25 protein-coding genes are annotated in these 25745 nt (G+C 71.1%); 12 read left to right on the forward strand and 13 right to left on the reverse strand.

Annotated features, from left to right (window positions below):
• Positions 1-151: 151 nt before the first annotated feature.
• On the forward strand, positions 152-3394 hold the full coding sequence (locus ACFVT5_RS07915) for an alpha-L-rhamnosidase (protein WP_389882630.1): 3243 nt from the start codon (positions 152-154) through the stop codon (positions 3392-3394).
• A gap of 75 nt (positions 3395-3469) precedes the next feature.
• Here the strand turns inward: ACFVT5_RS07915 and ACFVT5_RS07920 are convergent, their stop codons facing one another.
• From ACFVT5_RS07920 to ACFVT5_RS07935, 4 genes are all read right to left on the reverse strand, one after another.
• Positions 3470-4720 (reverse strand): MFS transporter, encoded by a 1251-nt coding sequence (locus ACFVT5_RS07920; protein ID WP_389882632.1) that lies wholly within the window; start codon positions 4718-4720, stop codon positions 3470-3472.
• Positions 4717-5928, reverse strand: coding sequence for a PLP-dependent cysteine synthase family protein (locus ACFVT5_RS07925; RefSeq protein ID WP_389882634.1), 1212 nt, complete (start codon positions 5926-5928; stop codon positions 4717-4719). Before ACFVT5_RS07925 ends, ACFVT5_RS07920 begins: the two co-directional genes overlap by 4 nt.
• Positions 5929-6026: 98 nt before the next feature.
• Positions 6027-6470 carry a hypothetical protein gene (locus ACFVT5_RS07930; RefSeq protein ID WP_389882636.1) on the reverse strand — a complete coding sequence of 148 codons (444 nt, stop codon included), beginning with the start codon at positions 6468-6470 and terminating at the stop codon, positions 6027-6029.
• Between the two features lie 202 nt (positions 6471-6672).
• Positions 6673-7032 (reverse strand): MMPL family transporter, encoded by a 360-nt coding sequence (locus tag ACFVT5_RS07935; protein ID WP_389882638.1) that lies wholly within the window; start codon positions 7030-7032, stop codon positions 6673-6675.
• A gap of 1 nt (position 7033) precedes the next feature.
• On the opposite strand from ACFVT5_RS07935, the gene ACFVT5_RS07940 reads away from it, so the two are divergent.
• Positions 7034-7135 carry a hypothetical protein gene (locus tag ACFVT5_RS07940; protein WP_389882640.1) on the forward strand — a complete coding sequence of 34 codons (102 nt, stop codon included), beginning with the start codon at positions 7034-7036 and terminating at the stop codon, positions 7133-7135.
• A 69-nt stretch (positions 7136-7204) separates the two neighbouring features.
• Positions 7205-8014, forward strand: coding sequence for an SAM-dependent methyltransferase (locus tag ACFVT5_RS07945; protein ID WP_389882642.1), 810 nt, complete (start codon positions 7205-7207; stop codon positions 8012-8014).
• An 81-nt stretch (positions 8015-8095) separates the two neighbouring features.
• Here ACFVT5_RS07945 and ACFVT5_RS07950 read toward each other — a convergent pair whose 3' ends face one another.
• The 3 genes from ACFVT5_RS07950 to ACFVT5_RS07960 form a co-directional block, all read right to left on the reverse strand.
• Entirely contained in the window at positions 8096-8344 is a 249-nt protein-coding gene (locus tag ACFVT5_RS07950; protein ID WP_389882644.1) for a hypothetical protein, read from the reverse strand.
• 31 nt (positions 8345-8375) lie between these two features.
• Positions 8376-9014: a LysE family translocator gene (locus ACFVT5_RS07955; RefSeq protein ID WP_389882646.1), complete on the reverse strand. Its 639-nt coding sequence runs from the start codon at positions 9012-9014 to the stop codon at positions 8376-8378.
• Positions 9015-9177: 163 nt separating this feature from the next.
• Entirely contained in the window at positions 9178-10164 is a 987-nt protein-coding gene (locus ACFVT5_RS07960) for a M56 family metallopeptidase (RefSeq protein ID WP_389882648.1), read from the reverse strand.
• 351 nt (positions 10165-10515) lie between these two features.
• Between ACFVT5_RS07960 and ACFVT5_RS07965 the strand changes: the two genes are divergently transcribed.
• The 4 genes from ACFVT5_RS07965 (at position 10516) to ACFVT5_RS07980 (ending at position 14554) form a co-directional block, all read left to right on the forward strand.
• Positions 10516-12093: a methylmalonyl-CoA mutase family protein gene (locus tag ACFVT5_RS07965; protein ID WP_389882650.1), complete on the forward strand. Its 1578-nt coding sequence runs from the start codon at positions 10516-10518 to the stop codon at positions 12091-12093.
• Positions 12093-12494 (forward strand): cobalamin B12-binding domain-containing protein, encoded by a 402-nt coding sequence (locus ACFVT5_RS07970; RefSeq protein WP_389882652.1) that lies wholly within the window; start codon positions 12093-12095, stop codon positions 12492-12494. The genes ACFVT5_RS07965 and ACFVT5_RS07970 overlap by 1 nt, the downstream gene beginning before the upstream one ends.
• Positions 12495-12563: 69 nt before the next feature.
• Positions 12564-13505: an LLM class F420-dependent oxidoreductase gene (locus ACFVT5_RS07975; protein ID WP_389883596.1), complete on the forward strand. Its 942-nt coding sequence runs from the start codon at positions 12564-12566 to the stop codon at positions 13503-13505.
• Complete coding sequence (locus ACFVT5_RS07980) at positions 13502-14554, forward strand: CaiB/BaiF CoA transferase family protein (protein ID WP_389882654.1); 1053 nt, start codon at positions 13502-13504, stop codon at positions 14552-14554. Before ACFVT5_RS07975 ends, ACFVT5_RS07980 begins: the two co-directional genes overlap by 4 nt.
• Positions 14555-14743: 189 nt before the next feature.
• On the opposite strand, the gene ACFVT5_RS07985 is transcribed toward ACFVT5_RS07980, so the two are convergent.
• Together ACFVT5_RS07985 and ACFVT5_RS07990 are read right to left on the reverse strand one after the other, a co-directional pair.
• Positions 14744-15421 carry a TetR/AcrR family transcriptional regulator gene (locus tag ACFVT5_RS07985; protein ID WP_389882656.1) on the reverse strand — a complete coding sequence of 226 codons (678 nt, stop codon included), beginning with the start codon at positions 15419-15421 and terminating at the stop codon, positions 14744-14746.
• A 124-nt stretch (positions 15422-15545) separates the two neighbouring features.
• Positions 15546-16310, reverse strand: coding sequence for an SDR family oxidoreductase (locus ACFVT5_RS07990; RefSeq protein ID WP_389882658.1), 765 nt, complete (start codon positions 16308-16310; stop codon positions 15546-15548).
• A 54-nt stretch (positions 16311-16364) separates the two neighbouring features.
• Here ACFVT5_RS07990 and ACFVT5_RS07995 point away from each other — a divergent pair, with 54 nt between their 5' ends.
• On the forward strand, positions 16365-17912 hold the full coding sequence (locus ACFVT5_RS07995; protein WP_389882660.1) for a class I adenylate-forming enzyme family protein: 1548 nt from the start codon (positions 16365-16367) through the stop codon (positions 17910-17912).
• Positions 17905-19056, forward strand: coding sequence for a thiolase family protein (locus ACFVT5_RS08000; protein WP_389882661.1), 1152 nt, complete (start codon positions 17905-17907; stop codon positions 19054-19056). The genes ACFVT5_RS07995 and ACFVT5_RS08000 overlap by 8 nt, the downstream gene beginning before the upstream one ends.
• A gap of 24 nt (positions 19057-19080) precedes the next feature.
• Here ACFVT5_RS08000 and ACFVT5_RS08005 read toward each other — a convergent pair whose 3' ends face one another.
• Positions 19081-19905: an acyl-CoA thioesterase gene (locus ACFVT5_RS08005; RefSeq protein WP_389882663.1), complete on the reverse strand. Its 825-nt coding sequence runs from the start codon at positions 19903-19905 to the stop codon at positions 19081-19083.
• A gap of 167 nt (positions 19906-20072) precedes the next feature.
• Here ACFVT5_RS08005 and ACFVT5_RS08010 point away from each other — a divergent pair, with 167 nt between their 5' ends.
• Genes ACFVT5_RS08010 through ACFVT5_RS08020 form a run of 3 tightly spaced genes read left to right on the forward strand, consistent with a single transcriptional unit; the run spans position 20073 to position 23155 of the window.
• Complete coding sequence (locus ACFVT5_RS08010) at positions 20073-21191, forward strand: acyl-CoA dehydrogenase family protein (protein WP_389882665.1); 1119 nt, start codon at positions 20073-20075, stop codon at positions 21189-21191.
• The gene (locus ACFVT5_RS08015) at positions 21188-22363 is read left to right on the forward strand and encodes an acyl-CoA dehydrogenase family protein (protein ID WP_389882667.1); all 1176 of its coding nucleotides are present in this window, start codon (positions 21188-21190) and stop codon (positions 22361-22363) included. The genes ACFVT5_RS08010 and ACFVT5_RS08015 overlap by 4 nt, the downstream gene beginning before the upstream one ends.
• Before the next feature lie 9 nt (positions 22364-22372).
• The gene (locus ACFVT5_RS08020; protein WP_389882669.1) at positions 22373-23155 is read left to right on the forward strand and encodes an enoyl-CoA hydratase; all 783 of its coding nucleotides are present in this window, start codon (positions 22373-22375) and stop codon (positions 23153-23155) included.
• A gap of 127 nt (positions 23156-23282) precedes the next feature.
• On the opposite strand, the gene ACFVT5_RS08025 is transcribed toward ACFVT5_RS08020, so the two are convergent.
• Genes ACFVT5_RS08025 through ACFVT5_RS08035 form a run of 3 tightly spaced genes read right to left on the reverse strand, consistent with a single transcriptional unit; the run spans position 23283 to position 25616 of the window.
• A complete protein-coding gene (locus ACFVT5_RS08025; protein WP_389882671.1) occupies positions 23283-24092 on the reverse strand; it encodes an acyl-CoA dehydrogenase family protein in 810 nt (269 codons plus the stop codon).
• 7 nt (positions 24093-24099) lie between these two features.
• On the reverse strand, positions 24100-25188 hold the full coding sequence (locus ACFVT5_RS08030) for an acyl-CoA dehydrogenase family protein (protein WP_389882673.1): 1089 nt from the start codon (positions 25186-25188) through the stop codon (positions 24100-24102).
• Positions 25185-25616 (reverse strand): nuclear transport factor 2 family protein, encoded by a 432-nt coding sequence (locus tag ACFVT5_RS08035; RefSeq protein WP_389882675.1) that lies wholly within the window; start codon positions 25614-25616, stop codon positions 25185-25187. The genes ACFVT5_RS08030 and ACFVT5_RS08035 overlap by 4 nt, the downstream gene beginning before the upstream one ends.
• Positions 25617-25745: the final 129 nt, after the last annotated feature.

Consider the following 25745-nt stretch of genomic DNA (forward strand, 5'->3'; position numbering starts at 1 on the left):
GGGGGCGGGGCCGTCGGCGGGCCCAACACCCTTACCTCTGCGTCGAATAGCCACTTCACGCCATCCTGCCGCATGTCTTGACGCGCCTATCCCTCACCCCTACGTTCCCCCTCGTGAATCGATTCATCGCCGAATCGTCGAGGAGTGGCCCGTGATCAGCAGAAGACGCATGACCGGTACGGCCGTCGCGTTGGGAGCCGGGCTCATGGCCGGGCCGCTTCCCGAGGCCGCCGCCGCAACGCGGGGCGGGACAGGCGCCGTCGCGGGAGCGGGGGTTGGGGCCGGTCCGAAGCCGGGGCCCCTGCGGGTGGCCACGCCGACCGCCGAGTACGTGCGCACGCCGCTGGGCCTGGACGTCCCCCGGCCCCGGCTGAGCTGGCCGTTGCAGGGCGCCGGCAAGAAGGGCGGGCAGGACGCCGGCCAGAGCGCCTACCAGATCCGCGTCGCCACCAGCCCCGGCCTTCTGGACCGCCCGGATGTGTGGGACAGCGGCAAGGTCGCCTCGTCGCAGTCCGTCCTCGTCCCTTACGCCGGGCCCGAGTTGGCGCCCCGCACCCGCTACCACTGGACCGTCCGGGTCTGGGACTCGCACGGCACCGCGTCCGAGTGGAGCAAGCCGGAGTGGTGGGAGACGGGCCTCATGAAGCCCGCCGAATGGTCCGCGAAGTGGGTCGGCGCACCGGCGGCGCTCACCGACGCACCGTCGCTGGAGGGCTCTTCCTGGATCTGGTTCCCCGAGGGCGACCCGGCGAGCAACCTTCCCGAGGGCACGCGATGGTTCCGGCGGACCCTGGAGGCCCCCGCGCGGATCACCGGTGCCCGTATCGCCGTCACCGCCGACGACGCGTACACGCTGTACGTCAACGGCACCCAGGTCGGACACACCGACGCCGACAGCGATGCCGAGAACTGGCGCAGGCCCGCCGTCATCGACGTCACCGGCGCGCTCACCTCGGGCACCAACGTCCTCGCGGCGACGGCGACCAACGGCAAGGTGAGCCCGGCCGGACTCCTCGCCGTCCTGGAGATCACCACCGCCGACGGCGTCACCACCGTCGGCACGGACGACACCTGGAAGTCCACCGACCAGGAGCCGTCCGGGAGTTGGCAGGGCGCCGGGTTCGACGACAGCGCCTGGCGCGCCGCCCGCAAGGGCCCCGTCTGGGGCACCGGACCCTGGGGCAAGGTCACCCCGTCCTACTTCCCCGCCACCCAACTGCGCCGCGCCTTCCGCCTGTCGGGCAAGAAGGTCGCCCAGGCCCGCCTCTACGTCACCGCGCTCGGCCACTACGAGGCACACCTCAACGGGCAGCGGGTGGGCCGCGACCAACTCGCCCCCGGCTGGACCGACTACCGTCAGCGCGTCCAGTACCAGACCTACGACGTGACCAAGCTGGTGCGCGGCGGCGACAACGCCATCGGCGCCCACCTCGGCGTCGGCTGGTACGCGGGCAACATCGCCTCCTTCGGCCCGCACCACTACGGCGACCGCCCCGCCCTGCTCGCCCAACTCGAAGTGGTCCACCAGGACGGCACCCGCACCACCGTCGTCTCGGACTCCGACTGGCACGCCACCGCCGGGCCGATCACCAGCGCCGACATGATGGCCGGCGAGGACTACGACGCCCGCCGCGAGACACCCGGCTGGACCCGCGCGGCCTACGACGACTCCGCCTGGCGGCCCGTGGAACTGGCAGGACCGGTCACCGCCAAGCCCGTCGCCGAGGTCGACGGACCCGTCCGCGTCACCCAGGAACTGGCCACCCGCAAGGTCACCCAACCCCGCCCCGGCGTCCACGTGTTCGACCTCGGCCAGAACATGGTCGGCACCGTACGCCTGCGGGTCTCGGGCAAGGCAGGCACCACGATACGGCTGCGCCACGCCGAGGTACTCAACCCCGACGGCACCCTCTACACCGCCAACCTGCGCTCGGCCCGCGCCACCGACACATACACCCTCAAGGGCGGCGGCGAGGAGGTGTACGAGCCGCGGTTCACCTTCCACGGGTTCCGGTACGTAGAGGTCACGGGCTATCCGGGCACGCCGCGCGCGAGTGCCGTCACCGGACGGGTCATGCACACATCGGCGCCCTTCACCTTCGACTTCAGTACCGATGTGCCGATGCTCAACCAACTGCACAGCAACATCACTTGGGGACAGCGCGGCAACTTCCTCTCCGTCCCCACCGACACACCGGCCCGCGACGAACGCCTCGGCTGGACCGGTGACATCAACGTCTTCGCGCCGACCGCCGCGTACACCATGGAGTCGGCCCGCTTCCTCACCAAGTGGCTCCAGGACCTGCGCGACGCCCAGACGAGCGAAGGCGCGTTCACCGACGTGGCGCCCTTCGTCGGCTATGTCGGTGCGGGCGCCGCGGGCTGGGGCGACGCGGGTGTGACCGTGCCCTGGGCCCTCTACCAGGCGTACGGCGACACACGGGTCCTGGAGGACTCCTGGGACTCGATCCTGAAGTGGCTGGACTACCTCAAGAAGAACAGCACCGGATATCTACGGCCCGCGAACGGCTACGGCGACTGGCTCAACATCGGGGACGAGACACCCAAGGACGTCATCGCCACCGCCTACTACGCCCACAGCGCGGACCTCACCGCACGCATCGCGCAGGCGCTCGGCAAGGACCCGGCCCCTTACACCGCCCTGTTCGGCGCCGTCCGGGACGCCTTCCGCGCGGCCTATGTCTCCGACACCGGCCGGGTGAAGGGCGACACACAGACCGCGTACGTCCTCGCCCTGTCCATGGACCTGCTCCCGGAAGCCCTCCGTACCCCCGCTGCGGACCGTCTCGTCGCGCTCATCGAGGCACGTCAGTGGCATCTGTCGACGGGGTTCCTCGGCACACCACGGCTGCTGCCGGTGCTCACGGAGACCGGGCACGACGACGTCGCGTACCGGCTGCTGCACCAGAAGACCTTCCCCAGCTGGGGCTACCCGATCGAGCGCGGCGCCACCACCATGTGGGAGCGCTGGGACTCGATCAAGCCCGACGGCTCCTTCCAGGACGCCGGGATGAACTCGTTCAACCACTACGCGTACGGCTCCGTCGGCGAGTGGATGTACGCGCACATCGCGGGTATCGCGCCGGGTGAGCCGGGGTACCGGCACATCGTGATCCGGCCGCGCCCCGGTGGCGAAGTACGCCGGGCCCGCTCCCGCTTCACCTCGCTGTACGGGCCGATCGCCGTGGAGTGGAAGGCGGGGCGCGGCACGTTCGAGCTGGACTGCGTGGTGCCCGTCAACACGACCGCCGAGGTGTGGATCCCCACGAAGGACGCCGGGTCCGTCACCCACTCCGGCGCCCGTCTGCTGAGGACCGAGGCGGGCTGCGCGGTATACGCGGTCGGATCGGGGGAGCACCGCTTCCGCGCCTGACCGCCGTGTCGGGTGAGCGTTCGCGGTGCGCTGCGAGGCCATGAGTCACGGCCTCGCAGCGCACCGCCTTTCCGTCTAGGCCGGAGCCAACTGCCCCTGCGGTAGGGCGAGTCGGCCCTGTCGCGACAGTCGGGCCACGGCAGCCGCGCACGCCAGACCCGTCGCCGCGAGCGCGAGCCAGGTCAGCCACAGCATGTGATGCCGCGCCGCGAAGTCCCACAGCGCGCCCGTCGCGAGGTTGCCCAGCGTGATACCGAGACCGGACACCGTGTTGTAGAGGCCGTAGTGCGTGGCGACGAGACGGTCACCCGAAAGGCCGACCACCGTGTCCATCTCGAACGGATACACCACCGCGCTCCCCGCCGCGAGCACCGCCACCGTGACGACCAGCGCCGCCACCGACAGCCACGGGGTATCCGCCGGGACGACGGCGAGCGGCACGAACGCGAGGCCCATCGCGGTGAGCCCCCGGACCAGCGCCTGCCCCGCGCTCCACCGGCCCTTCGCCCAGGCGGTGAGCCGCAGTTGACCGACCACCGCGACGGCGGCGGACACCACGAACAGCCCACTGGTGGCCAGGGTGCCGCGCGACCCGAGAGCGGCGTCGGCGGCCAGCGGCAGCGCCAGATACACCTGGAACGTCAGCACGTACGAGCCGATCATCGCCAGCGAGAACAGCAGGAACGGCCGGTTGGCGACGACCGTACGCCACTGCGCGAGCACCCCGCCCGGCGTCCGGTCACCGGAGCCGCCACGCCGCGTCGGCAGACTTCGCCACTGCACGACGCCGAGCACCGCGAAGATGACGGCCGCCGTGGCACACACCGCCCGGAAGTCGAGGGCGAGCAGGGCCACTCCGACCAGCGGACCGAGCAACATGCCCGCCTGGTAGAACACGTTGAACGTCGCGAACGCGTCCACCCGCCGCTCACCCGCCTCGGCGGCGAGATACGCCCGCACCGCAGGGTTGAACAGCGCCCCGGCGAACCCGGTCGCGGCCGACGCGACGATCAGCGCGGGCAGGTTGTCCACCCAGCCGAGCAGACCGAAGCCGACGGTCCGCAGCAGACAGCCCGCCATGATCGGCGCCTTGTACCCGAACCGGTCGGCGAGCGTCCCGCCGACCAGGAACATGCCCTGCTGCGACAGATTCCGTACGCCGAGGACGAGCCCCACGGCCCAGGCGGCGAGGGCGAGATCACCCGAGAGATGGGCTGCCAGGTACGGCATCAGCATGTAGAAGGCGAGATTGATGGCGAACTGATTGACCATCAGAAGCCTTACGGCGGGCGGGAAGGAGCGCGTCTGGTGCCACAGGGAGGTCACACCGACACCTCCGCGTCGACCGGAACACCCGCGTCGGCCGGGATACCCGCGTCGACCGAGGCGCCCGCGCGTCCGCGCTCGCCCGCCATCGGATCGACGACGGTCGCACACCGCGTCCAGCGCGCCACGACCCGCTCCCCGGGGTGCCCGATCTCCTCGGGTTCGTCGGCCGGTTCATGCCCCAGCAGGTGGTGCTCACGGCAGTAGACGTCATCGAAGACGGTGCCGATGTACCGCTGGGGGCCGTCGGGGAACACGGCGACGGTACGGGCGTCGGCCGGGGCACGTCCAGCCAGCCAGCGGGCGACCAGGGCGACCGCCCCGACACTCCAGCCACCGGTCGCGTACCGGCAACGGGCCAGCGCGCGCGCCGCCCACACCGCCTCGGGCGCGGCGACCCAGTGGACCTCGTCGAAGAGGTCGTACGCGACGTTGCCCGGGTAGATGCTGCTGCCGAGCCCCCGCATCAGACGGGTGCCCGCGGGCTGCCCAAAAATGGTCGAGCCCGGTGTGTCGACGCCGATGACACGCAACCGCGGGAAGGCGTCCCGCAGGACCGTGCCGATCCCGGCGGAGTGCCCGCCGGTGCCGACGCTCACCACCAGCGTGTCGATATGTCCGAGCTGCGCGGCGAGTTCCTCCGCGAGGGGCCGGTACGCGCTCACGTTGTCCGGGTTGTGGTACTGGTCCGGGCACCACGCGTCGGGGTACCGCGCGAGGAGTTCCGCGACCCGCTCTCGGCGCGCCTGCTGCCAGCCGCCCACCGGGTGCGGGGCGTCTACCAGTTGCACATCGGCCCCGTATGCGGTGAGGAGCCCGGTCATCAGGGGTTCCATCCCGGGGTCGGTCACGACGGTGACCGGATGCCCGAAGGTGACTCCGGCCAGGGCGAGTCCGAGGCCGAGGGTGCCGGATGTGGACTCCACGATGGGCGCGCCCGGCAGCAACTGACCGCGTTCGCGCGCCGCCCGGACCATGTGCAGGGCGGTGCGGTCCTTGATGCCGCCGGGATTGTGTCCTTCGAGCTTGGCCCAGAACCCGGATCCGGCAGGGGTGAAGGGCTCCCCGACCCATAGGACGGGGGTGTCGCCGACGAGTCCGGCGGGTGTACGGATGGGCCGCTTGGCGTCGGCCGGGGCGAGGGGTTCGGTCAGGGACGGTTCGGTCGGGCACGGTTCGTTCAGGGAAAGGGGAACGGGTGGTGTCATCGCGTGCTTCTCCTGCGACCGGGGCACGCGGAGCGCACCCGGCCGTACGACGGGAATGTGGGGGCGGGGGACCGGCGACCGCGAGGGGTCTCTGCCGGTCAGGTCCGCCAGACCCCTAGGCACGCCCGGATCTGTCCCGTGCCACCCGCCGTGAACCCGCCGTGCGGTGGCGGTGGTCCGGCCCAGGCGACGGGCGGCGGGGCGAGGGGCGAGTGGTCGACGGCCGGGCCACTCCGTACCGCGTCCACGGCGAGTGCGAGGCCGCGCGGGGGCTGCGCGGTGGGTTCGTCGGCGTCCCAGCAGCCGGACGGATCGACCGGTTCCGGCGCGGTGTTCTCCCGGGCCGGCTCCTGTGCCTGATCGTCGGGCTGGGCGCAGGACGTGGTGGCCGTCCAGAGACAGTCCACGCGGCTGGTGTTGTCGGAAGCGGTGCCATGGGCGCAGCCCAGGAGATGCATCAGCGCGACGAGGAGCAACGCGAGGAGCGCCGCCCGCCGGTTCACCGGGGAGCGGCGGTCCCGGGAAACCGACCCTGCCGTCATGAACGCGAACGGTAGTCAACCGACCACGTAAGGTTCCCGTCAGCTCGGCACCTGCGCGCCGCCCCATCCCGCCCACGGACCCCACGCCGGGACGGGATTCCCGGCGCCTCCACGGACCGTGGGCGGGATGACCGTACGTCAGAATCGGGGCGGGATCTTCACCGGTACGAGTGAACCGCCCGATCAGTCGGCGCCGACCTGGTCACCGGTGCTCTCGGTGCTCTCGGTGCTCTCGGTGCTCTCGGTGCTCTCGGTGCTCTCGGTGGCTCGGCCACCACGTGCGGTCGCGGGGGAGGGTCACCAACGCCGGTACCAGGAGGGAGCGGACGAGGAGTGTGTCGATCAGGACGCCGACCGCCACGGCGATCCCGCCGTCCTCAGCCCCAGTGTCGCCGGCCGCCTCATCCGCGGCTATGCCGCCCACCGCAGGGCCGACCGCACCGACCCCGCCGACCTCGCACGCCTCTCCGCCCTGACCGACCGCGAACGCGATGTACTCGCCCTGGTCGGCGAAGGGTTGAGCAACGCCGATCGCCGCGCGCCTCACGGTCTCCGAGCACACCGTGAAGAGCCATGTCAGCCGCCTGCTGGCCAAGACCGGCTGCCGCGACCGGGCCCAGGCGGCGGTCCTGGCGCGCCGCACCCGACCTGACCTGTTGACTTGAACACCTCGCGGAGCAGGCGGTCCGGAACTAGTCTGATCATCTCTCCTGGGAAGGAAGTGGAGTAGTCCCATGACCGATGGTTACGATGCGGCGGCTCGGATCGACACGAGCAAGATGCACCCGGCACGCGTGTACGACTACCTGTTGGGCGGCAAGACCAACTACGTGGTCGACGAGGAGTTCGCCGAGGGCATGATCGCCGTCGATGCCACGGTCAGGAACACGGCGATGAGCAACCGGTGGTTCATGCACCGCGCCACCCGCTGGCTCGCCGGCCGCGGCGTCGGCCAGTACATCGACATCGGTACGGGAATCCCCACCGAGCCGAACCTCCACCGCATCGCCCAACAGGCCGACCCCACCTCGCGCGTCGTGTACGTGGACAACGACCCGATCGTGCTGCGTCACGCGGAAGCCCTGCTGGACAGCACGGAGGAGGGCAGTACCGACTACGTCGAGGCGGACGTACGTGATCCCGCGCAGATCGTCGCGAAGGCCGGCGCCACGCTCGACCTCCAGCAGCCCGTCGCCCTCTCCCTCATCGCCCTGCTGCACTTCGTGGCGGACGAGGACGACGCGTACGGCATCGTCAGCCGACTGGTCGACGCGCTCCCGGCAGGCAGTTACCTCGTCATAGCTCACGTCACGGGTGACTTCTCGCCCGAGGAGAGCGCCGAGGTGGTCGCCCGGTACCGTCGCGCCGGCTCGACCCTGCGCCCGCGCACACAGAAGGAAGTCGCGCAGTTCTTCGAGGGCATGGACCTTGTCGAACCCGGTCTCACCCTGGCCCCCGAGTGGCACCCGGGACTCGGCCCGGACCAGCCCCCGGCCGGCGACATCTCGGTCCCGGTCTACGTCGGCGTGGCACGCAAGCGCTGAACGGTTTCCGACGGGGCTCCACTCCCGCCCGCACCGCACCTGACAGGGTGCCGGTGCGGTCGGTCAGCAGCCGTTGCCACCTCAGGGAGTGCCGGGCCCCGTCGCCTCTCCGTCGTCTTCCGGCAGATGGAAGTAGACGGTCCCCGACCGCCAGGGGCCGTGCTCGGTCATCTCTGACTCGATCACCACGTCCTGGACCTCGACAGGGCCCAACGCCTCAATGGCATCGGCCAGCCGTCGCAAGAGCGCCGGAACACTGTCGCAGCCCGGTCCGGCGGGGTTGGCCTGCGAAAAATGGCGTACGGTCCAGTACTTCGGGGTGTCCGTCATGGGCAGATCGTAAGACCCTGCCGTCACCCGCCTACTCCTTGCGGCCTGTGGCCGCCACCGTCACTCCCAGGCCGATCATGGTGAGGCCGCCGACTCCGCCGATCAGGGAGAGCCGCTGGGGGGAGCGGGCGAACCAGGTCCGCGTGGTGGCGGCGACCAGGCCCCAGACGCTGTCCGAGGCCACCGCGATGATGTTGAAGACCAGGCCGAGGATCAGCATCTGCACGGCCACATGCCCTTGGGCGCGGTCCACGAACTGCGGGAGTACGGCCGCGAAGAACACGATGGTCTTGGGGTTGGCCACCCCGACCGCGAAGCCCTCCGCGAGCGTCCGCAGACCGCTGTGCGCCGGACCGTCACCGGTGAACGCGGCGTGCAGCGACCTGCGTTGCCGCACCGCCTTGACGCCCAGATACACCAGGTACGCGGCGCCCACCAGCTTCAGCACCGTGAACACCAGGACCGAGCGCTCCACCACGGCCCCGACGCCGAACGCGACGGCCACGACCAGCACGTACGCGCCGAGGGTGTTCCCCACGACCGTCGTCAGCGCGGCACGGCGGCCCTGCGCCAGCGCCCGGCCGATCACGAACAGGACGCTGGGCCCCGGAATCACGATCAACAGGAAGGACATCGCCGCGAACGCGAGCAGCCGGTCAGAAGACACCATGGGGTCTTCATACAGGGGGCGGGCCGCATCCGCAGCCCGTTTTTTCCCGGACTCGGCGACAGCACCCTGGCGGTACCGGGCGAGCGTTGCCTGAAAGGGGCCGCCGCGTGCTCCAGCCGGTGTGGTTGACAGCCCTGGTCCGGCCGGGCGCCCGCGAAAGCTCTCAGCCGAGCACCGTCAGGGCCGGGGTGAAGGCGATGAGCAGGGGGACGAGAGGAGCGAGGGCAGCGGCCAGGGAGGTGGCGGTCCGGCGGGTGCGGTCGAGACGCGGCGGGGGTTCGAGAAGCCGCTGCACTCGGTCGCCGAACAGACGTCGGGTCGAGGAACAGGACAACACACCCCGGTGCTGGTTGAGTTCGATGAGGGCGAGAGCCGTGGTGAGGTGACCGCAGCGACGCGACGCCGTGTCGTCGGCGGCGAGTTCGACCAGGCGGTACGTCTGGTCGCGGAAGTGGGCGAACAGCGGGACCCGGGGGAAACCCGTGGCCAAGGCGGTGGACAGCTGGAGCAGCCAGTCGTGCCGTGCGTGCGCGTGGCCCAACTCGTGGGCGAGGACCGCGTCGAGCTGAGGATCCGTCAGGCGGCGCAGCGCACCGGTGGTGACGACCAGGCGCGGTGCGGCGCCCCGCATCAACCAGGCGTCGGGATACTCGTCTTCGAGGACGAGCAGAGGGCTGTGCGCGACCGGCTGGCCGTCGGGCATACCCGCCGACAGGCCATCCGGTAGCCCGTCGGGCAGACCGTCCGGCAGGTCCGGGGCACGTTCCCGCAGATCCTCGCGGCGCAGGTCCCGGCGCCTACGGGCGTCGATGATCTCGCGGAGCAGCATGGCGCCGGACCAGGCCGCACCGCAGGCGAGGAGCAGCGTCAGCACGGTGACCCACGCGGGCGCGGCGCCGGGGGCGTAGGCGGCGGTGACACGTGGGGGCGCGGGCGCGAACGCGTAGGCCCGGACGCTTTGGAAGACGGCCGTGGAGCCCAGCAGGAGAGCGGAGAGACAGCTCAGCAGTACGGTGGCGACCAGACATTGCCACACCCACAGCGCCAGGACGGGCTCCTGCTCGGCCCACGTCACCCGGGTCAGTCTCCGGGGAAGTGCCAGGGCGGCCGTCAGCGCGACGGCGGCCATCACCACCAGACTGACGGCCATGTGCGGGCCCCTTTCCGCTTGCCGCACCGGAGCGCCGGCGGGGCGGTGCACCGTGAGAACGCCGCCCGCCATCGGCACCACCGAGGTCATGAGCGGCGGGCCAGTCTAGCCACAGGTAGCGGCGAAGAGGGAGCCGAAGGACCAGCCGGATTCGCGAGGTACCGGAGCGGGCCGTCGAACTCGACCGCGAGGCCCTGGGGCCCCCAGGTACGGCACCCGGCGTTGAGAAGGCCCTGGGGAGGCCGTGGGAGGCCGAGGGAAGGTCGTGGGAAGGCCGAGGCTCCCATGTCCGTAGCCAATTCTCCTCAGCGGTATTGGCATTCTCCAAAGTCGGAAGTAGCGTATCCGGCGATGAATGACTTCGCTCAGACCTCGTCCGGCATCCCGCTCCAGCCGGTCTACGGACCGGCGGACCGGGGTGCGCCGCCGCCTGAACCGGGCAGCTTCCCGTTCACGCGCGGCAACTTCGCCTCCGGCTACCGGGGGCGGCTGTGGACGTTCAGGCAGTACTCCGGGTTCGGTACCGCGGAGGAGTCCAACCGCCGCTACCACTACCTTCTGGACCAGGGCGGCACCGGGCTCTCGGTGGCGCTCGACCTGCCCACCCAGTGCGGCTACGACTCCGACGACCCGGAAGTCGGCGAAGAGGTCGGCCGGGTGGGCGTCGCGGTCGACACACTCGCCGACGCCGAGGTCCTGTTCGACGGCATCCCGCTCGACCGGATCAGCACCAGCTTCACCATCAACGGGACGGCCGCGATCCTGCTGGCGTTCTATGTGGCCGCCGCCGAACGCAGGGGCATACCCCGGGGGAAGCTCACCGGGACGATCCAGAACGACATTCTCAAGGAGTACGCCTCACGCGGCACCTGGATCTGGCCGCCCGCACCGTCCCTGCGGCTGATCGCCGACACCATCGAGTTCTGCGCGGCCGAGGTGCCGAGGTTCAACGCGATCTCCGTCGCCGGCGCGCACTTCCGCGATGCGGGCGCCAACGCCGTACAGGAGATGGCGTTCACGCTCGCGGACGGAGTCACGTACTGCGACACGGTCCTTGAACGCGGACGGATGACCGTCGAGGAATTCGCCCCGCAGGTCTCCTTCTTCTTCTACACGCACGGTGACTTCTTCGAGGAGATCGCCAAGTACCGTGCGGGACGCAGACGGTGGGCGACGATCGTCCGCGAGCGGTACGGCGCGACCACCGACAAGGCGTCCATGTTCCGCTTCGGCTGTGTCGCGGGCGGCGCCTCGCTCTACGCCCCTCAGGCGCGGAACAACGCCGTGCGGGTGGCGTACGAGGCGATGGCGTCGGTGCTCGGCGGCGTGCAGTCGATGTTTACCGCGGCCTGGGACGAGCCGTTCGCGCTGCCCAGCGAGGAGTCGGCGACCCTCGCGCTGCGCACCCAGCAGATCCTCGCCCACGAGACCGGCGTCGCACGCGTCGTCGACCCGCTCGGCGGCTCCTACTTCGTCGAGGCACTCACCGACGCCACCGAGGCCCGCATCGTGGAGATCATGGACGATCTGGACCGGCACGGGGGGATGGTCCGGGCGATCGAGGACGGCTATCTGCAAGGGCTCATCGCCGACGAGGCGTACCGGCTCCATCAGGACGTCGAGGCGGGCACCCGGCCGGTCGTCGGGGTCAACCGCTTCGCCTCGGACGAGCCGCCACCGGACATCGCCACCTACGCACTCGACGCCAAGGGCCGCGAGGTGCAGCTCAAGCGCCTGGCCCGGGTCAAGGCCGAACGCGACCCCGCGGCCGTACGCGCCACTCTCACCGCGCTGTCCCGCGCGGCGGAGGGCGACACCAACCTCATGGCCCCCTTGATCGACTGCGCCGAGGTCTACTGCACGGTGGGGGAGATGACCGCAGCGCTCACCGCGGTCTGGGGCGAGTTCCAGCAGCCGGTGGTGTACTGATGGGCACCCGGATCCTGATCGCGAAGCCCGGTCTGGACGGCCATGACCGCGGCGCCAAGATCGTGGCGCGCGCCCTGCGCGACGCGGGCTTCGAGGTCGTCTTCACGGGCATCCGCCAGCGGGTCGAGGACATCGTCGCGAGCGCCGTCCAGGAGGACGTCGCCGTGGTCGGGCTGAGCATGCTGTCCGGGGCGCACCTTGCCCTGACCGCCCGGATCGTCGAGGCGCTGAAGGCCGCCGACGCCCCCGACATCACCGTCATCGTCGGCGGCACGATACCTCCGGCCGACATCCTCCGGCTCCGGGCCGTGGGCGCGGCCGGCGTGTTCCCCACGGGGACGCCCCTGGACACCCTGGTGGCGGAGGTACGCGCGCTGACCGGCACCCCGGCTCCGTCCTGACCGCTCCGTCCTGACCGCTCCACCCTGCAATCGATTGTGAAAGCTGGAGGCATCGTGCGGATCGGTGTGATGATCGGGCCCGAGCGTGGGGATTCCGCGCGGAAGGTGTCACGGATGCTCGCGGACGTGGAGTGGGCCGAGACCGCCGGCCTGGACACGGCGTGGGTGCCGCAAATCCCCACGGACTTCGACGCGTTGACCGCCGTCGCGCTGATGGGCGCGCGGACGGAGCGGATCGAACTGGGCACCGCGGTCGTACCGCTCCAGGCACAGCACCCGATCGCGCTGGCGCGGCAGGCGCTGTCCGCGCAGGCCGCCGCCGGCGGTCGGCTGGCGCTGGGCATCGGACCCTCGCACCACTGGATCGTGCGCGACATGCTCGGGCTGCCCTACGAGCGGCCGGCCGCCCTCACCCGGGACCACCTGGACGTACTGGACGCCGCGCTGCACGGTCCGGGTCCCGTCGATGTCGAGAACGGGACGTTCACGGTGCACAATCCGCTCGACATCGGTCCCGTACGACCGCTGCCCGTGCTGCTCGCCGCGCTGGGCCCGGTCATGCTGGCACTCGCGGGTGAACGGGCCGACGGGACCGTGCTGTGGATGGCCGACGAGCGTGCGGTCGCCGACCATGTCGTCCCGCGCATCACCAAGGCCGCCGAAGCCGCCGGGCGCCGGGCGCCGCGGATCGTCGCGGGCATCCCGGTCTGTCTCTGCCGGCCGTCCGAGGTCGACGCGGCGCGCGAACGCGCCAACCGGATCCTCGGGGAGGCGGAGATCTCGCCCAACTACCAGCGGCTGCTGGATTATGGCGACGCCAGGGACGTCGGCGACCTGTGCGCGGCGGGGGACGAGAAGGCCGTCGCGGCACGGCTGCGGCGGTTCGCCGACGCCGGCGTCACCGATCTGTCGGTACGGCTGCTGCCGCTCGGTGACGGCCGGGACGAACTGGTCGCCTCCAAGCGCCGGACCAGGGAGATGATCGCCGGACTGGCGGCGGAGCTGAGGTGACGGCCGGACCGCTGGCGGGCATCCGCGTCCTGGAGGTCGGTCACATCCTGGCGGGGCCGTTCGCCACGATGATGCTCGCCGACCTCGGCGCCGAGGTCACCAAGATCGAACCACCGGGCGGAGACCTCTCGCGCCAGGTGAGCGACGCGTACTTCGCCAGCCTCAACCGGAACAAGCGCAGCGTCCGTCTCGATCTGACATCGGAGGCCGGGCAGGCCCGCCTGGGGGAGTTCGTCACCGGGTCCCACGCCCTGCTGGTCAACCTGAAACCGTCGGCGATCCGCCGCCTCGGACTCACCTACGACGCCCTGCGCCGGTGGAACGAGCGGATCGTCTGCGTCGCCGTCACCGGTTACGGCCTGGACGCCGGCGACGACCCCGCCTTCGACTATGTGATCCAGGCGGCGACCGGTGTCGCCGCGCTCACCGGTGACCCCGGGGGACCACCGACCCTGCCCGGCTACTCGTCGGCCGACAACTCCGCCGCGCTGACCGCCGCACTCGGGCTGCTCGCCCAGATCGTGTCCGGGCGCGGCGGCCAGGTGGAGGTCACACTGCGCGACGTGATGCTGTCCCAGCTCAACTACCGTGCCTCGGCCTATCTGAACGAGGGAACCGAGCCACGGCGGCTGCCGTTCGGCGCGCACTCCTACTACGTACCGGCCCAGCTCTTCCCCACCGCCGATGGCCACTTGGCGCTGTTCGTCACGCACGACGGGTTCTGGAAGTCCCTGGCGGCGGAGGCGGGCATCGACGGTTTCGCGACGATGGCCGAGCGGGCCGCGCGCCGTGAGGAGGTCATCGCCGCGGTGACCCGGGCCCTGGCCGCCCGTACCGCCCGGGAATGGGAGTCCCGGCTGCGACCCCTGGGGGTACCGGCGGCGGCGGTACGCACCTTGCCCGAGGCGCTGGAGGCCACTCCCGGGATGATCGTGACGGCCGGTGACTTCCGGCTGGTCGGCAGCTCCGTGCGGATCGCCGGGTACGAGCCCGAGTACCGGCCGCCGCCGCGCCTGGGCGAACACGGCGGGGCACCGGATCCGGAGTAGCGCCTCTCGCTCGGACGAAGGACCCTAGGGGGCTTCTGATGGATCTCCGCGGCGTCGCGACGCCCGGCACGCACTCTCGCCGCACCGGGCGAAAACCCAAGTACGCCCAGTACGAGGGCTTCCGCCCGGCACGCCGAGAGCACGCACCGAACGCCGCTCCTTCTTCCACGGAGATCCATCAGAAACCCCCTAGCCGCGGATGAAACCCTTGCCGCAGAAGGCCCAGATCTCGTCGGCCGTGATCGGCTGGGCGCCCTCGTCGGCGGAGCTGCCGCTGGACTGGGCGCTGAACATGACGGTCTGGGTGGTCAGGGCGGCCACGCGGCGCGGTTTGAGACCGGGATGCAGCCTGCCCGCGGACTCGACGTCCGACAGCAGGTCGGTGAAGAGGCTCAGGATCGGTGTGTGCGCCGCCTTCATCTCGGTGGGGTGCGTGACCAGCAAGCGCAGCGCGAAGTCGGTGAACAGCGGGCGCCGCATGCCCGGGTGGGGGCGTGAGCTTTCGAACAGCATCTGTGTGGCGACCTTGAGCCGGTCCAGCGGATCGGACCGCTCGGCCGCCGCCGCGCGCAACTGGTCGGCCGACCGGCTCATGGCGTCCTCGAACAGGGCGAGCAGCAGTTCGTGCTTGCCGTCGAAGTGCTGGTAGAAGCTGCGCAGCGACTGATGGGACCGGTCGACGACCTCCTGCACGGTGAAATCCGTGGTGCCCTTCTCCGCCATGATCGCCTGCGCCGCGTCGAGGAACCGCTCCACCCGCTGTTCGGCCCGGCGTTTCGCCGCCTGGGTGGAGCGCTCGACCGCCCGCTGCTTCCAGGCCGGCTCCTCGCTCAGGGCGCTCACGGGCCGGTCCGCCTTGTATGCCATGGTGAGAACATTACTTCAGTCTATGCGCAAGAACCGTATGCGTTCATGGAACGGCCTTGGGGATTTTGAGGAGATCATCCCGATCTCGATAGGGAAATGTCCTTCTCCGTCGGTCCGTCAGACGCTACTTCGGGGGAAAGCGCAGGGCGCCGTCCAGCCGGATCACCTCGCCGTTCAGGTAGTCGTTCGCGCAGATGTGATGGACGAGATCGGCGTACTCGGTGGGGCGCCCCATCCGTCGTGGGTGCGGGACCTGGGGTCCCCAGTGGGCCTCCAGCTTGTCGCCCGCCTGGCCGTAGGCCGGAGTCAGGAACGTGCCCGGTGCGACGGTGACGACCCGGATGCCGAGCGGGGACAGGTCACGGGCGGCCACGAGTGTCATGCTCGCCACCCCGCCCTTCGCGGCGGCGTACGGGAGTTGGCCGATCTGACCTTCGTACGCCGCGATGGACGCGGTGTTGACGATGACGCCCCGCGAGCCGCCGTCGAGCGGTTCCTGCCGGCCGATGGCGGCAGCGGCCAGCCGCATCACGTTGAACACGCCCGTCAGATAGATCTCGATGGTGCGGCGGAAGCCGTCGAGGTCCAGCGGGGCGCCGTCCTTGCCGATGAGCCGGCCGCCGCTCGCGGGTCCGCCGTGCGCGTCCACCGAGATCCGCAGCGGGCCCCGGGACTCGGCCTCGGCGATCGCCGCCTGTACGTCGTCCTCGCTGGTGGCATCGGTGCGTACGTACCGCACGCCCAGCTCACGCTCCAGTGCCTTGCCCTTCTCGTCGGCGAGATCGGCGACGACCACCCGGGCCCCCGCCTCATGGAGCCGACGCACGGTGGCCTCGCCCAAGCCGCCCGCCCCTCCTGTCACGATCGCGGAGCCTCCACTGATCTGCATCAATGCTCCCCACTCTTGAAAGTCCCGCTCTTGTTGCGTGAGAATAACACTCTCATGACTATCACCATGATTCTCGAAATGGCGGCTTCGGTCAGCGATCGGGCCGTGGTGACGGCTGACGGCCGCTCGCTGACCGCCGCCCAGCTCCTGGAGCGCGCCCGGTCCGCCGCCGGCCGGTTCCGAGGCCGCCCCGCCGTGCTGTACCGAGGTGCCAACCACCTCGCCTACCCCGTCGCCCTGTTCGGCGCCGCGCTCGCCGGAGTCCCCTTCGTCCCCCTCAACTACCGGCTCGGAGAAGCCCAGTTGAAGGCGATCGAGGACCGGCATCCGGGCGCTCTGGTCCTCGGCGCCGCTGATACCGACCGGCTCGTGGACCCCGGGGACCGGATCACCGGCGAGGACGATCCGAGTGAGGCGCAGGACCCTGACCGGCCACCGGACCAGGACGCCGTCGCGGTCGTCCTCTACACGAGCGGCACCACAGCGGCCCCGAAGGCGGCGCTCCTGCGCCACCGGCACCTCCTCGCCTACGTACTCAACACGCTGGAGTTCGACTCGGCCGAGGACGGGGACGCGGCCCTGGTGGCGGTCCCGCCGTACCACGTGGCCGGGCTCACGAACCTCCTGTCGAACCTCTGGACCGGGCGCAGAGTCGTCTACCTTCCCGCCTTCGACGCGACGCGATGGCTCGCCACCGTACGCCGCGAGCGGGTGACCCACGCCATGCTCGTCCCGACGATGCTCGCGCGGATCGTCGCCGCCGTGGCCGCCGCCGACGCCGAGGCCCCGACCCTGCGCCACCTCGCCTACGGCGGAGCGCGCACCCCCCGCCCGGTCGTGGAGCGGGCGCTCACGCTCTTCCCCGACACCGGCTTCGTCAACGCCTACGGGCTCACCGAGACCGCCTCGTCCCTCGCGGTACTCGGCCCCGACGACCACCGCGCGGCCCTCGGCGCGAGTGATCCGGCACTGCGCGACCGCCTCTCGTCGGTGGGCCGCGCGCTGCCCGGCGTCGAGATCGAGATCCGCCGGGCCGACGGAACCACGGCCACCCCTGGGGAGACCGGGCTCGTCTTCGTACGGGGCGAGCAGATCTCCGGCGAGTACCGGGGGCGCAGCGCGCTCGACGCGCAGGGCTGGTTCCCCACCCGGGACCGGGGACGGCTCGACGCCGACGGCTATCTGTTCATCGAGGGACGCGCCGACGACACCATCATCCGGGGCGGCGAGAACATCGCTCCCGAGGAGATCGAGGACGTCCTGCTCGCCCACCCCGGCATCAGCGAGGCGGCGGTGGTCGGTGTGCCCGACCCGGAGTGGGGGCAGCGGATCGTCGCCGTACTGGTCGGCGAGGGCGAACCCGACGCGATACGGCAATGGGTACGCGAGCGGCTCCGCTCCTCCAAGACACCCGACACCGTCATCTTCCGCGCCGATCTGCCGAAGACCGAGACAGGAAAGCTGCTGCGCCGCGCCCTGCTCGCCGAGTGGGACACCGGGTCGGGGGCCCATGTTCCGGGGTCCGACGTTCCGGGCGCCGGCGTATCGGGGACCGACACACAGCCCGAGCCCAAGACCGGTTGGGAGACCACACATGCCTGAGGCCGTTCTCGTATCCGCCCTGCGCACCCCCATCGGCACCGCCGTCAAGGGCACCCTGCGCGACACCACCGCCTACGACCTGGCCCACCACATCCTCACAGCCGCGGCCGACGGGCTCGACCCGGACCGGCTCGACGGCGTGGTCCTCGGCGAGGGCCTCTACGGCGGCGGGGTCGTCGCCCGGCACGCCGCGCTCACCGCCGGTCTCGCCTCGGTGCCGGGCACCGCGAACAACCGGCACTGCGCGGCGGGCCTCGCGGCCGTCGAGCACGCCGCCGCCTCCATCCGCTCCGGCATGGACGAACTCGTCATCGCCGGGGGCGTCAACTCGGCCTCCACGGCGCCCGTCCAGCGGTTCCGTACCGGAGGCGAATGGGCCGACTGGTACCCGCCGACACACCCCGACCGGCCGGACGCGCCCAATATGGACATGGCGGTCACCATCGGGTGGAACACGGCCGTCGCCGAGGGTGTCTCGCGCGCGGACATGGACGCCTGGGCCCTGCGCTCGCACCGCAACGCCGTCCGCGCCATCGACGAAGGCCGCTTCGACGCCGAGATCGTCCCGATCCGGACGCCGCACGGGCTCTTCTCCGTGGACGAACACCCGCGCCGCACCACCTCGTTGGACAAGCTGGCGTCACTCAAGCCCCTCCACCCCGAGATCGACGGCTTCAGCATCACCGCGGGCAACTCCAGCGGGGGCAACGACGGAGCGGCGGCGCTCGTCGTCGCCGCCGACACCACGGCGGCCAGAGACGGCCTGCCCGTCCTGGCCACGATTCGCTCCTGGGCCTCCGTCGGTGTCGACCCCGCAGAGACCGGAATGGCCCCGGCTCTGGCCATCCCCAAGGCCCTTGCCCGCGCCGGGCTTTCGGCATCCGACGTCGATCTGTACGAGATCAACGAGGCGTTCGCCGCCATGTGTGTCGCCGTCGTACGCCGCCTCGACCTCGACCCGGACCGGGTCAACGTCAACGGCAGCGGCTGCTCGCTCGGCCACCCCGTCGCCGCCACCGGTGCGCGGATGCTGGTCACACTCGTGCACGAACTGCGCCGCACCGGGGGCGGGATCGGTGTCGCGGCCCTGTGCGCCGGGGGCGGCATGGCGTCGGCGATGGTGGTGGAGGTGTCCGCGCCGTGAGCCGGCGCGGGTGCCCTGGTGCCGTCACGGTGTGAAGCGCACCAGCGCCTCCTGTGCGTAGGAGGCGACGAGCGAACCGTTCCGGGTGAGGACGTCGCCGCGCCCGTAGCCACGGCCGTGCGCCAGGAGCGGGGCGTGCTGGCGCAGCAACAGCCAGTCGTCGGTACGGAAGGGCCGGTGGAACCACACGGTGTGCGAGGTGACGGCCGAGGTGAAGACCCGGCCCGCGTCCCGCTGACTGATGCCGTCGAGCGGGCGCAGGGCCGTGCCGATGACGGTGAGATCGGTGGCGTACGCGAGCAGGGCGGGGGCGAGATCGGCGGCCACCCGGGGGGTACGCATCCACAGGTCCAGCTCGGGGGCGCCCGGTGCCGCCGCGTCGAGATCCGTGGCCGTACGGGTCTCCCAGGGCAGCAGGTCGAGTTCCACCTGGTGCTCCCTGCCGGGTACGGGGGGTGCGGGCGGGCAGGTCTGATGGTCGAGCCCTTCCTCGGAGGCGTGCAGGGACACCGACGCCGTCGCGATCACGCCCGCCGGTTGCCGGGCCACCAGGGACCAGGTCGCGAAGGTGCCGCCCTCGTGGACACGCTCGGCCTCGTAGCGGACCGGCTCATCGGTGCGGCCGGCCCGCGGGAACAGAACATGCAGGGACTTGACGGCCTTGCCCGGACTCTCTCCCGCGCCTTGGCCGGCCAGGGAGGCCGCGCGGACGAACTGGGCGAGGAGCTGGCCGCCGAACAGACGGTGATAGCTCAGCCGTTGATTGGGTCCCTCGAACGCGGCGGTGCCGGTGGACGGCTGCTCGCGCAGGTCGAGACAGGCCAGAAGGTCACTCCAGAGGTCGGACATGCGGCGAGTGTAGGCGAGTTCCCGCATGGTGAGAATGATGTTCTCGAAGTCGTGTTCCAGTGTGAGACTATTACTTTCCCTTCGCGAGAACGATATTATCGCCCGGGTCTCGTATCGGACCTGCCCACCTGGGCTCCGGCCCGGCGGCGACCATTCTGGAGGCGGCGATGCTCTTCGAGTTCGACGACGATCAGCGGCTGTGGCGGGACACCGTCCGCGATGTCGTCGCCAAGGAGTGCCCGGCCGCGCTGGTGCGTGCGGTGGCCGACGAGGGCGCCGACCCGGACCCGCTCTGGCGTACGTACACCCGACTCGGCTGGACCGAGCTGACCGATCCCGCCGACGCGGTCGAACTGGCCATCGTCCTGGAGGAGTTGGGGCGGGTCGCCGACCCCACCCCGTACCTTGCCACCCTGACCCACTTCGCCCCGCTGGTGCCGGAGGGCCTGGTCCGGCCGGGGGAGTGCGGCGCCGCCGTCGACGGGGTGCGGGCGACGCGCGACGGACGTGGCTGGGTGCTGGACGGCACCGTCCGTCATGTCCTGGACGGCGACCGGGCCGACTGGTTGGCCGTCGTCACCGGCGAGGGGGTGTTCGCCGTCCCGGCCGGAGTGGCGAGCGCGGAGCGGACGCCGGTCCTCGATCCGCTACTGCACATGGCCGAGGTCTCCTTCCCCGAGGCGCGGGTCACCGAGGACGCCCGGGTGAGCGCCGCCGCACCGGATCACGCGCGCGCGGTCGCCCTCGCCGGGATGGCGATGACGATGGTCGGGGCCTGTCGCCGGGTCCTCGATCTGACGCTGGACCATGTCCGTACACGAAAGCAGTTCGGGGCGCCCGTCGGATCCTTCCAGGCCGTCCAGCACAAGGCGGCCGACATGTATGTCGCCGTCGAGCGGGCCCGCGCCCTCGCGTACTACGCGGCGCTGACCATCGCCTCCGACGACCCGCGCCGCCGAGTCGCCGCCTCCATGGCCAAGGCGGCGGCCGGAGAGTGCCAGTCCCTGGTGTTCCGGCACGGCGTCCAACTGTTCGGGGCGATGGGCATCACCTGGGAGAACGACCTTCAGTTCGCGCTCAAGCGGGCCAAGGCGGGCGAACTGCTGCTGGGCGGCGCGGCCGAGCACCGGGCACTGATCGCCGAGGACCTGCGGCAAGGGTCACAGGGGCCGGAGCGGAGTCGCGCGCCGGAAGGGAGTCGTGAAGCGGAGCGAAGTCGTGAAGCGGAACGGAGTCGTGAAGCGGAACGGAGTCGCACGCCGGAGCAGAGTCAAGGAGCATCATGAGGCTGACCTTCGACGCCGAAGTCGAGTCCTTCCGGGCCGAGTTCGACGCCTTCCTGTCCGCGCACCTGCCCGCCGAGGCCGAGACCGCCGAACGCTCCCACTCCACCGCCGACATCCCCGCGTGGGCCCGGCGCTGGCAGCGGCTGCTGTTCGACGAGGGCTGGCTGCTGCCCGGCAACCCGCCCGAGTTCGGCGGACGGAACGCCACCATCCTCCAGCAGTACGTGCACCTGGAAGAGCTGTCCAGGCGCCGCATCTACCACAGCTTCAACCCGCAGGGCCTCGGCATCGTCGCGGCCTCCCTGCTCTCCTTCGGCACCGACGAGCAGAAGCAGCGCTGGGCCGTGCCCATCCTGCGCGCCGAGCGGACCGCCGCGCTCGGCATGAGCGAGCCCGGCGCCGGATCCGATCTGGCGTCGCTGCGCACCCGCGCCGTCCCGGTGGACGACGGCTTCACGGTCAACGGCCAGAAGGTGTGGACGTCCGGTGCGCACGACGCCGACGTCCTGCTCACCTTCGTCCGCACCGACCCCGACGCACCCAAGCACCGCGGCATCAGCGTCCTGCTGATCCCCACCGACACACCGGGCGTGACCTGCCGGCCCTTCGGCTCGCTCACCGCCCGCGACGACCTCGACTTCAACGAGGTGTTCTTCGAGGACGTCCATGTCCCCGCGGAGAATCTCGTCGGCCCGCTGAACGAGGGCTGGCGGGTGGCGAACGGCTCGCTCGGGCACGAACGCACCCTGCTGTGGCTGAGCTTCACCGAGCGCATGGAGGAACTCCTGCGGGACGCCCGCCCGTCGACCGCGCTGGACAAGGACTGGTACGCGACGCTCGCCATGGACGCCCAGGCGCTGCGACTGCTCGGCTCCCAGGCACTGGCCCGCGCCGCCCGCGGCGAGCAGGACGTGCCCGCCCTGTCCGTACTGAAACTGCTCGGCTCGGAGGCCGTGCAGCAGGCGGCGGAGAAGGCGCTGGAGTCGGCGGGGCCCGACGGACTCACCCACCCGGCCACCACCGCCCCGTACGCCCCGCTGCACTGGGAGGACTTCGCCGGTAGCTGGTTCCAGCGCTACACACGCAGCTTCGCCGGGACCATCGCGGGCGGGACCTCCGAGATCCAGCGCACGATCATCGCCGAGCGCGTGCTCGGCCTGCCCCGAGGCTGAGGAGCCGCCATGAACATCCTGTACGAGGTCAAGGACCGCATCGCGACCCTCACCCTGAACCGGCCCGAGGTCGCCAACGCCCAGAACAGTGAGCTGCTCGACGAACTCGACGCGGCATGGACCCGGGCCGCCGACGACAGTGAGGTCGCCGTCATCGTCGTACGCGCCGAGGGCAAGCACTTCTCCGCCGGGCACGACCTCAACGACCGGTGGCCGTCCCCCGACGAGATCACGCTGGAGTGGATCTACGGGGCGGAGAGTCGCCGCTATCTCGACTACACGCTGCGCTGGCGCAACATTCCCAAGCCGTCGATCGCCGCCGTCCAAGGTCGCTGCATCGCGGGCGGCCTGATGCTCTGCTGGCCGTGCGACCTCATCGTCGCCGCCGAGGACGCCCTGTTCTCGGACCCGGTCGTCACCATGGGCATCGGCGGCGTCGAATACCACGGGCACACCTGGGAGTTGGGCGCCCGCAAGGCCAAGGAGATCCTCTTCACCGGGCGCCCGCTGACGGCCGACGAGGCCGAGAAGGTCGGCATGGTCAACAAGGTGGTGCCCCGCGACCGGCTCGACACCGAGACCCGGGAGCTGGCGGAACGTATCGCGGCCATGCCGTCCTTCGGTCTGCGGCAGGCCAAGCGGGCCGTCAACCAGTCCCTCGACGTACAGGGTTTCCACGCCGCGGTGCAGTCCGTGTTCGACATCCACCAGACCGGGCACGGCAACGCGCTGAGCGTCACCGGCTATCCGATCCTGGCGCGGCTCGATGAGATGAAGCGGAAGCTGCGGTAGGCCGTACGGTCAGGCGATCGGCCCCCGTTCCCCCGAGGCGCAATCCAGGCACCGGTGCGTCGTCCGTACCCGGGCACTCTCAGTCCGTACCCGGGCACTCTCACAGGCGGAGTGCCCGGAGGTGCTGTCACAGGTTCGCCAGGCGCGGTGCCGTTCCCCGCTCGCGCAACAGCGCCCCCGCCTCGCGGGTCAACTCCCGTGCGCTGCCGAGGAGTCCGTCCAGAACGTAGGCGCGGCGCACATGCCGGTGCAGGTCGTGCTCGGCCGTGAAGCCGATGCCGCCGAGTATCTGCTGGCAGTGCAGGGCGGCCGTCAGTGCCGCCCGGCCCGCCGCCGCCTTGGCGAGCAGCGACCCGAGGTCGTCGTCCGCCGCGCGCAGCGTCGCCTCCGCGCCCTCGACGGCCACCAGGGCTTCGGCGAGCCGGTGCCGGACGGCCTGGAAGGACGCGAGCGGCCTGCCGAACTGCACGCGGTCCAGGGCGTGTTCGCGTGCGAGGGTCAGCATCGCCCGGGAGGTGCCGACCAGCCACCAGCCGAGCGCCAGGCGGCCGGCGGCGAGCGGTACGGGTTCGCCGGCCGGCGCGGACCGCAGCGGCAGCTCACCGTCCAGCCCGGACCCGGTCGCCGGCGAGTCGGCCCGCTCCCAGACGACCCAGGCGCCGCCCGCGTACGGCAGCGCGACGGTCCCCCCGAGGGAGCCGCCCGCCACGTGCAGTACCACGTCGTTCAGTACGGGGGCATGGGCGCCGCTCTCGCCGAGCAGCCGGAAGACCAGCGGGACCGTCTCACCGGGCGTCTCGGCCAGCATCTCGGGCCAGCCGAGGTCGGCGAGTGCCGTGTCCAGAGCGGCGCCGGAGTGGGTCGCCATCGTCTTGCGCAGGCTCTCGGCCAGCAGCTCCAACTCGGCCGTCTCCACGCTCATATGGCCGTCGCGCATAGGGCCTTCACTCCTTTCCCAGGTCGAGCAGGCGGCGGGCGATGATGTTGCGCTGGATCTCGGCCGTGCCGCCGTAGATGGTCGCCGCGCGCGCGTACAGGAACTCCTGCCGCCACGGTGTGTCGGCCAGTTCCACGACTCCCGGCAGCAGGTCGCGCACGGTGTCGAAGAGCTGTTGCTCGGCGGAGGCCAGGAGGACCTTGTCGATCGATGTCTCCGGCCCGAGCGGTTTGCCGTCGGCCAGGCGTCGCTGCGTCGCGTGGGAGCGGCAGCGGATGGTGTGCAGCGCGAGATAGGCGGCACCGATGGCGGCGTCGTCCCGCTCCCGCGTCTCGGCGAGCAGCCGGTCCAGACGTGTGTAGAGGTGCGCGACGCGGTGCCAGAAGCAGGTGGAGCGCTCGTGCGGGAGCAGGTCCATGGCGAGCCGCCAGCCGTCGCCGGGGCGGCCGAGCATCCGGTCGCCCGGCACCACCACCTCGTCGAAGAACACCTCGGCGAACTCGTCGACCCCGTGCATCGTGCGCAGCGGACGGACCGTGACACCGGGCGAGTCCATGTCGACGAAGAACGCCGTGATGCCGTCGTGCCCCGGCGCCGTGCGGGTGAGCAGGACACAGCGGGCGGCGTACTGGGCGAGGCTCGTCCACACCTTCTGCCCCGTCACCACCCAGTCGTCGCCACGCTGTTCGGCCCGCGTGGACAGGGACGCGAGGTCACTGCCCGAGCCGGGTTCGGAGAAGCCCTGACACCACTGCTCACTGCCGTCGAGAAGCCTCGGGACCATGTCGGCGGCCAGCGCGGGAGGAGCGTAGGAGATCAATGTCGGGGCGAGTACCTCGACCATCGAGTAGATGCCGGGCTCGGCGAGGCCACGGGTGGCCACCTCCTCGCCGAGCACGGCCCGCAGGACGGCGGGACCGCCGAGTCCGCCGACCGGCTCCGGCCAGCCGTACCGCATCCAACCCGCCTCGTACAGCGCCCGCCGGACCCGGCCGAGTTGGGCGACCTGGCCGTCCAGGGAGTGATCGGCGCCGGGGGTCAGGTCGTGCGTGTCGAGCCAGGCCACCAGGTCCGCCCTGAACTCGGCTGTCCTCATGCGCTGCCGCGGTCGAAGGCGTGCGGGCGACCGGAATCGTGGGCCCCGCTGCGCCGGATGAAGGTCATGGCGCGGGTGCGCAGGCGCCATCCGTCCGGGGTGCGCCGATAGGTGTCCTGGTAGTAGCCGATGCGCAGCTCGTGGGTCGCGTGGTCGACGAAGCAGAGCGGTTGGGTGCCCCTGGCCGAGTCACCGTCCCCCGTGCCGTCGAGTTCGATCAGTGCCGTGCCCGTCAGGAACAGGCCCTGGGGGGCGGCGGCCACCAGCGCGGGGAACTCCGCCAGGGGGTAGGTGTCGCCGAAGGCGCTGTACGTCCCGTCCGGGGTGAAGACGGAGAGGAGACCGTCGATGTCGCCCTGCGTGATGGTCACCGCGTAGCGCGCGAGGAGTTGATGGATGGCCATCAGGTCGTCGGTGGAGGAGGACACGGAAACCACTCCTGTTCTCGCAAATGAGAATTACGTTTCCCATACTACGGGTCAGCGTTTCATGGGGGTGGGGTCACGTCAACGTCCGGGTGGGCGGCACTCGGGTCCGCGCGGAATGTTGCGTACGGA

Origin of the sequence: Streptomyces sp. NPDC058001 (genome assembly GCF_042886315.1) — a bacterium.
GTDB lineage: Bacteria > Actinomycetota > Actinomycetes > Streptomycetales > Streptomycetaceae > Streptomyces.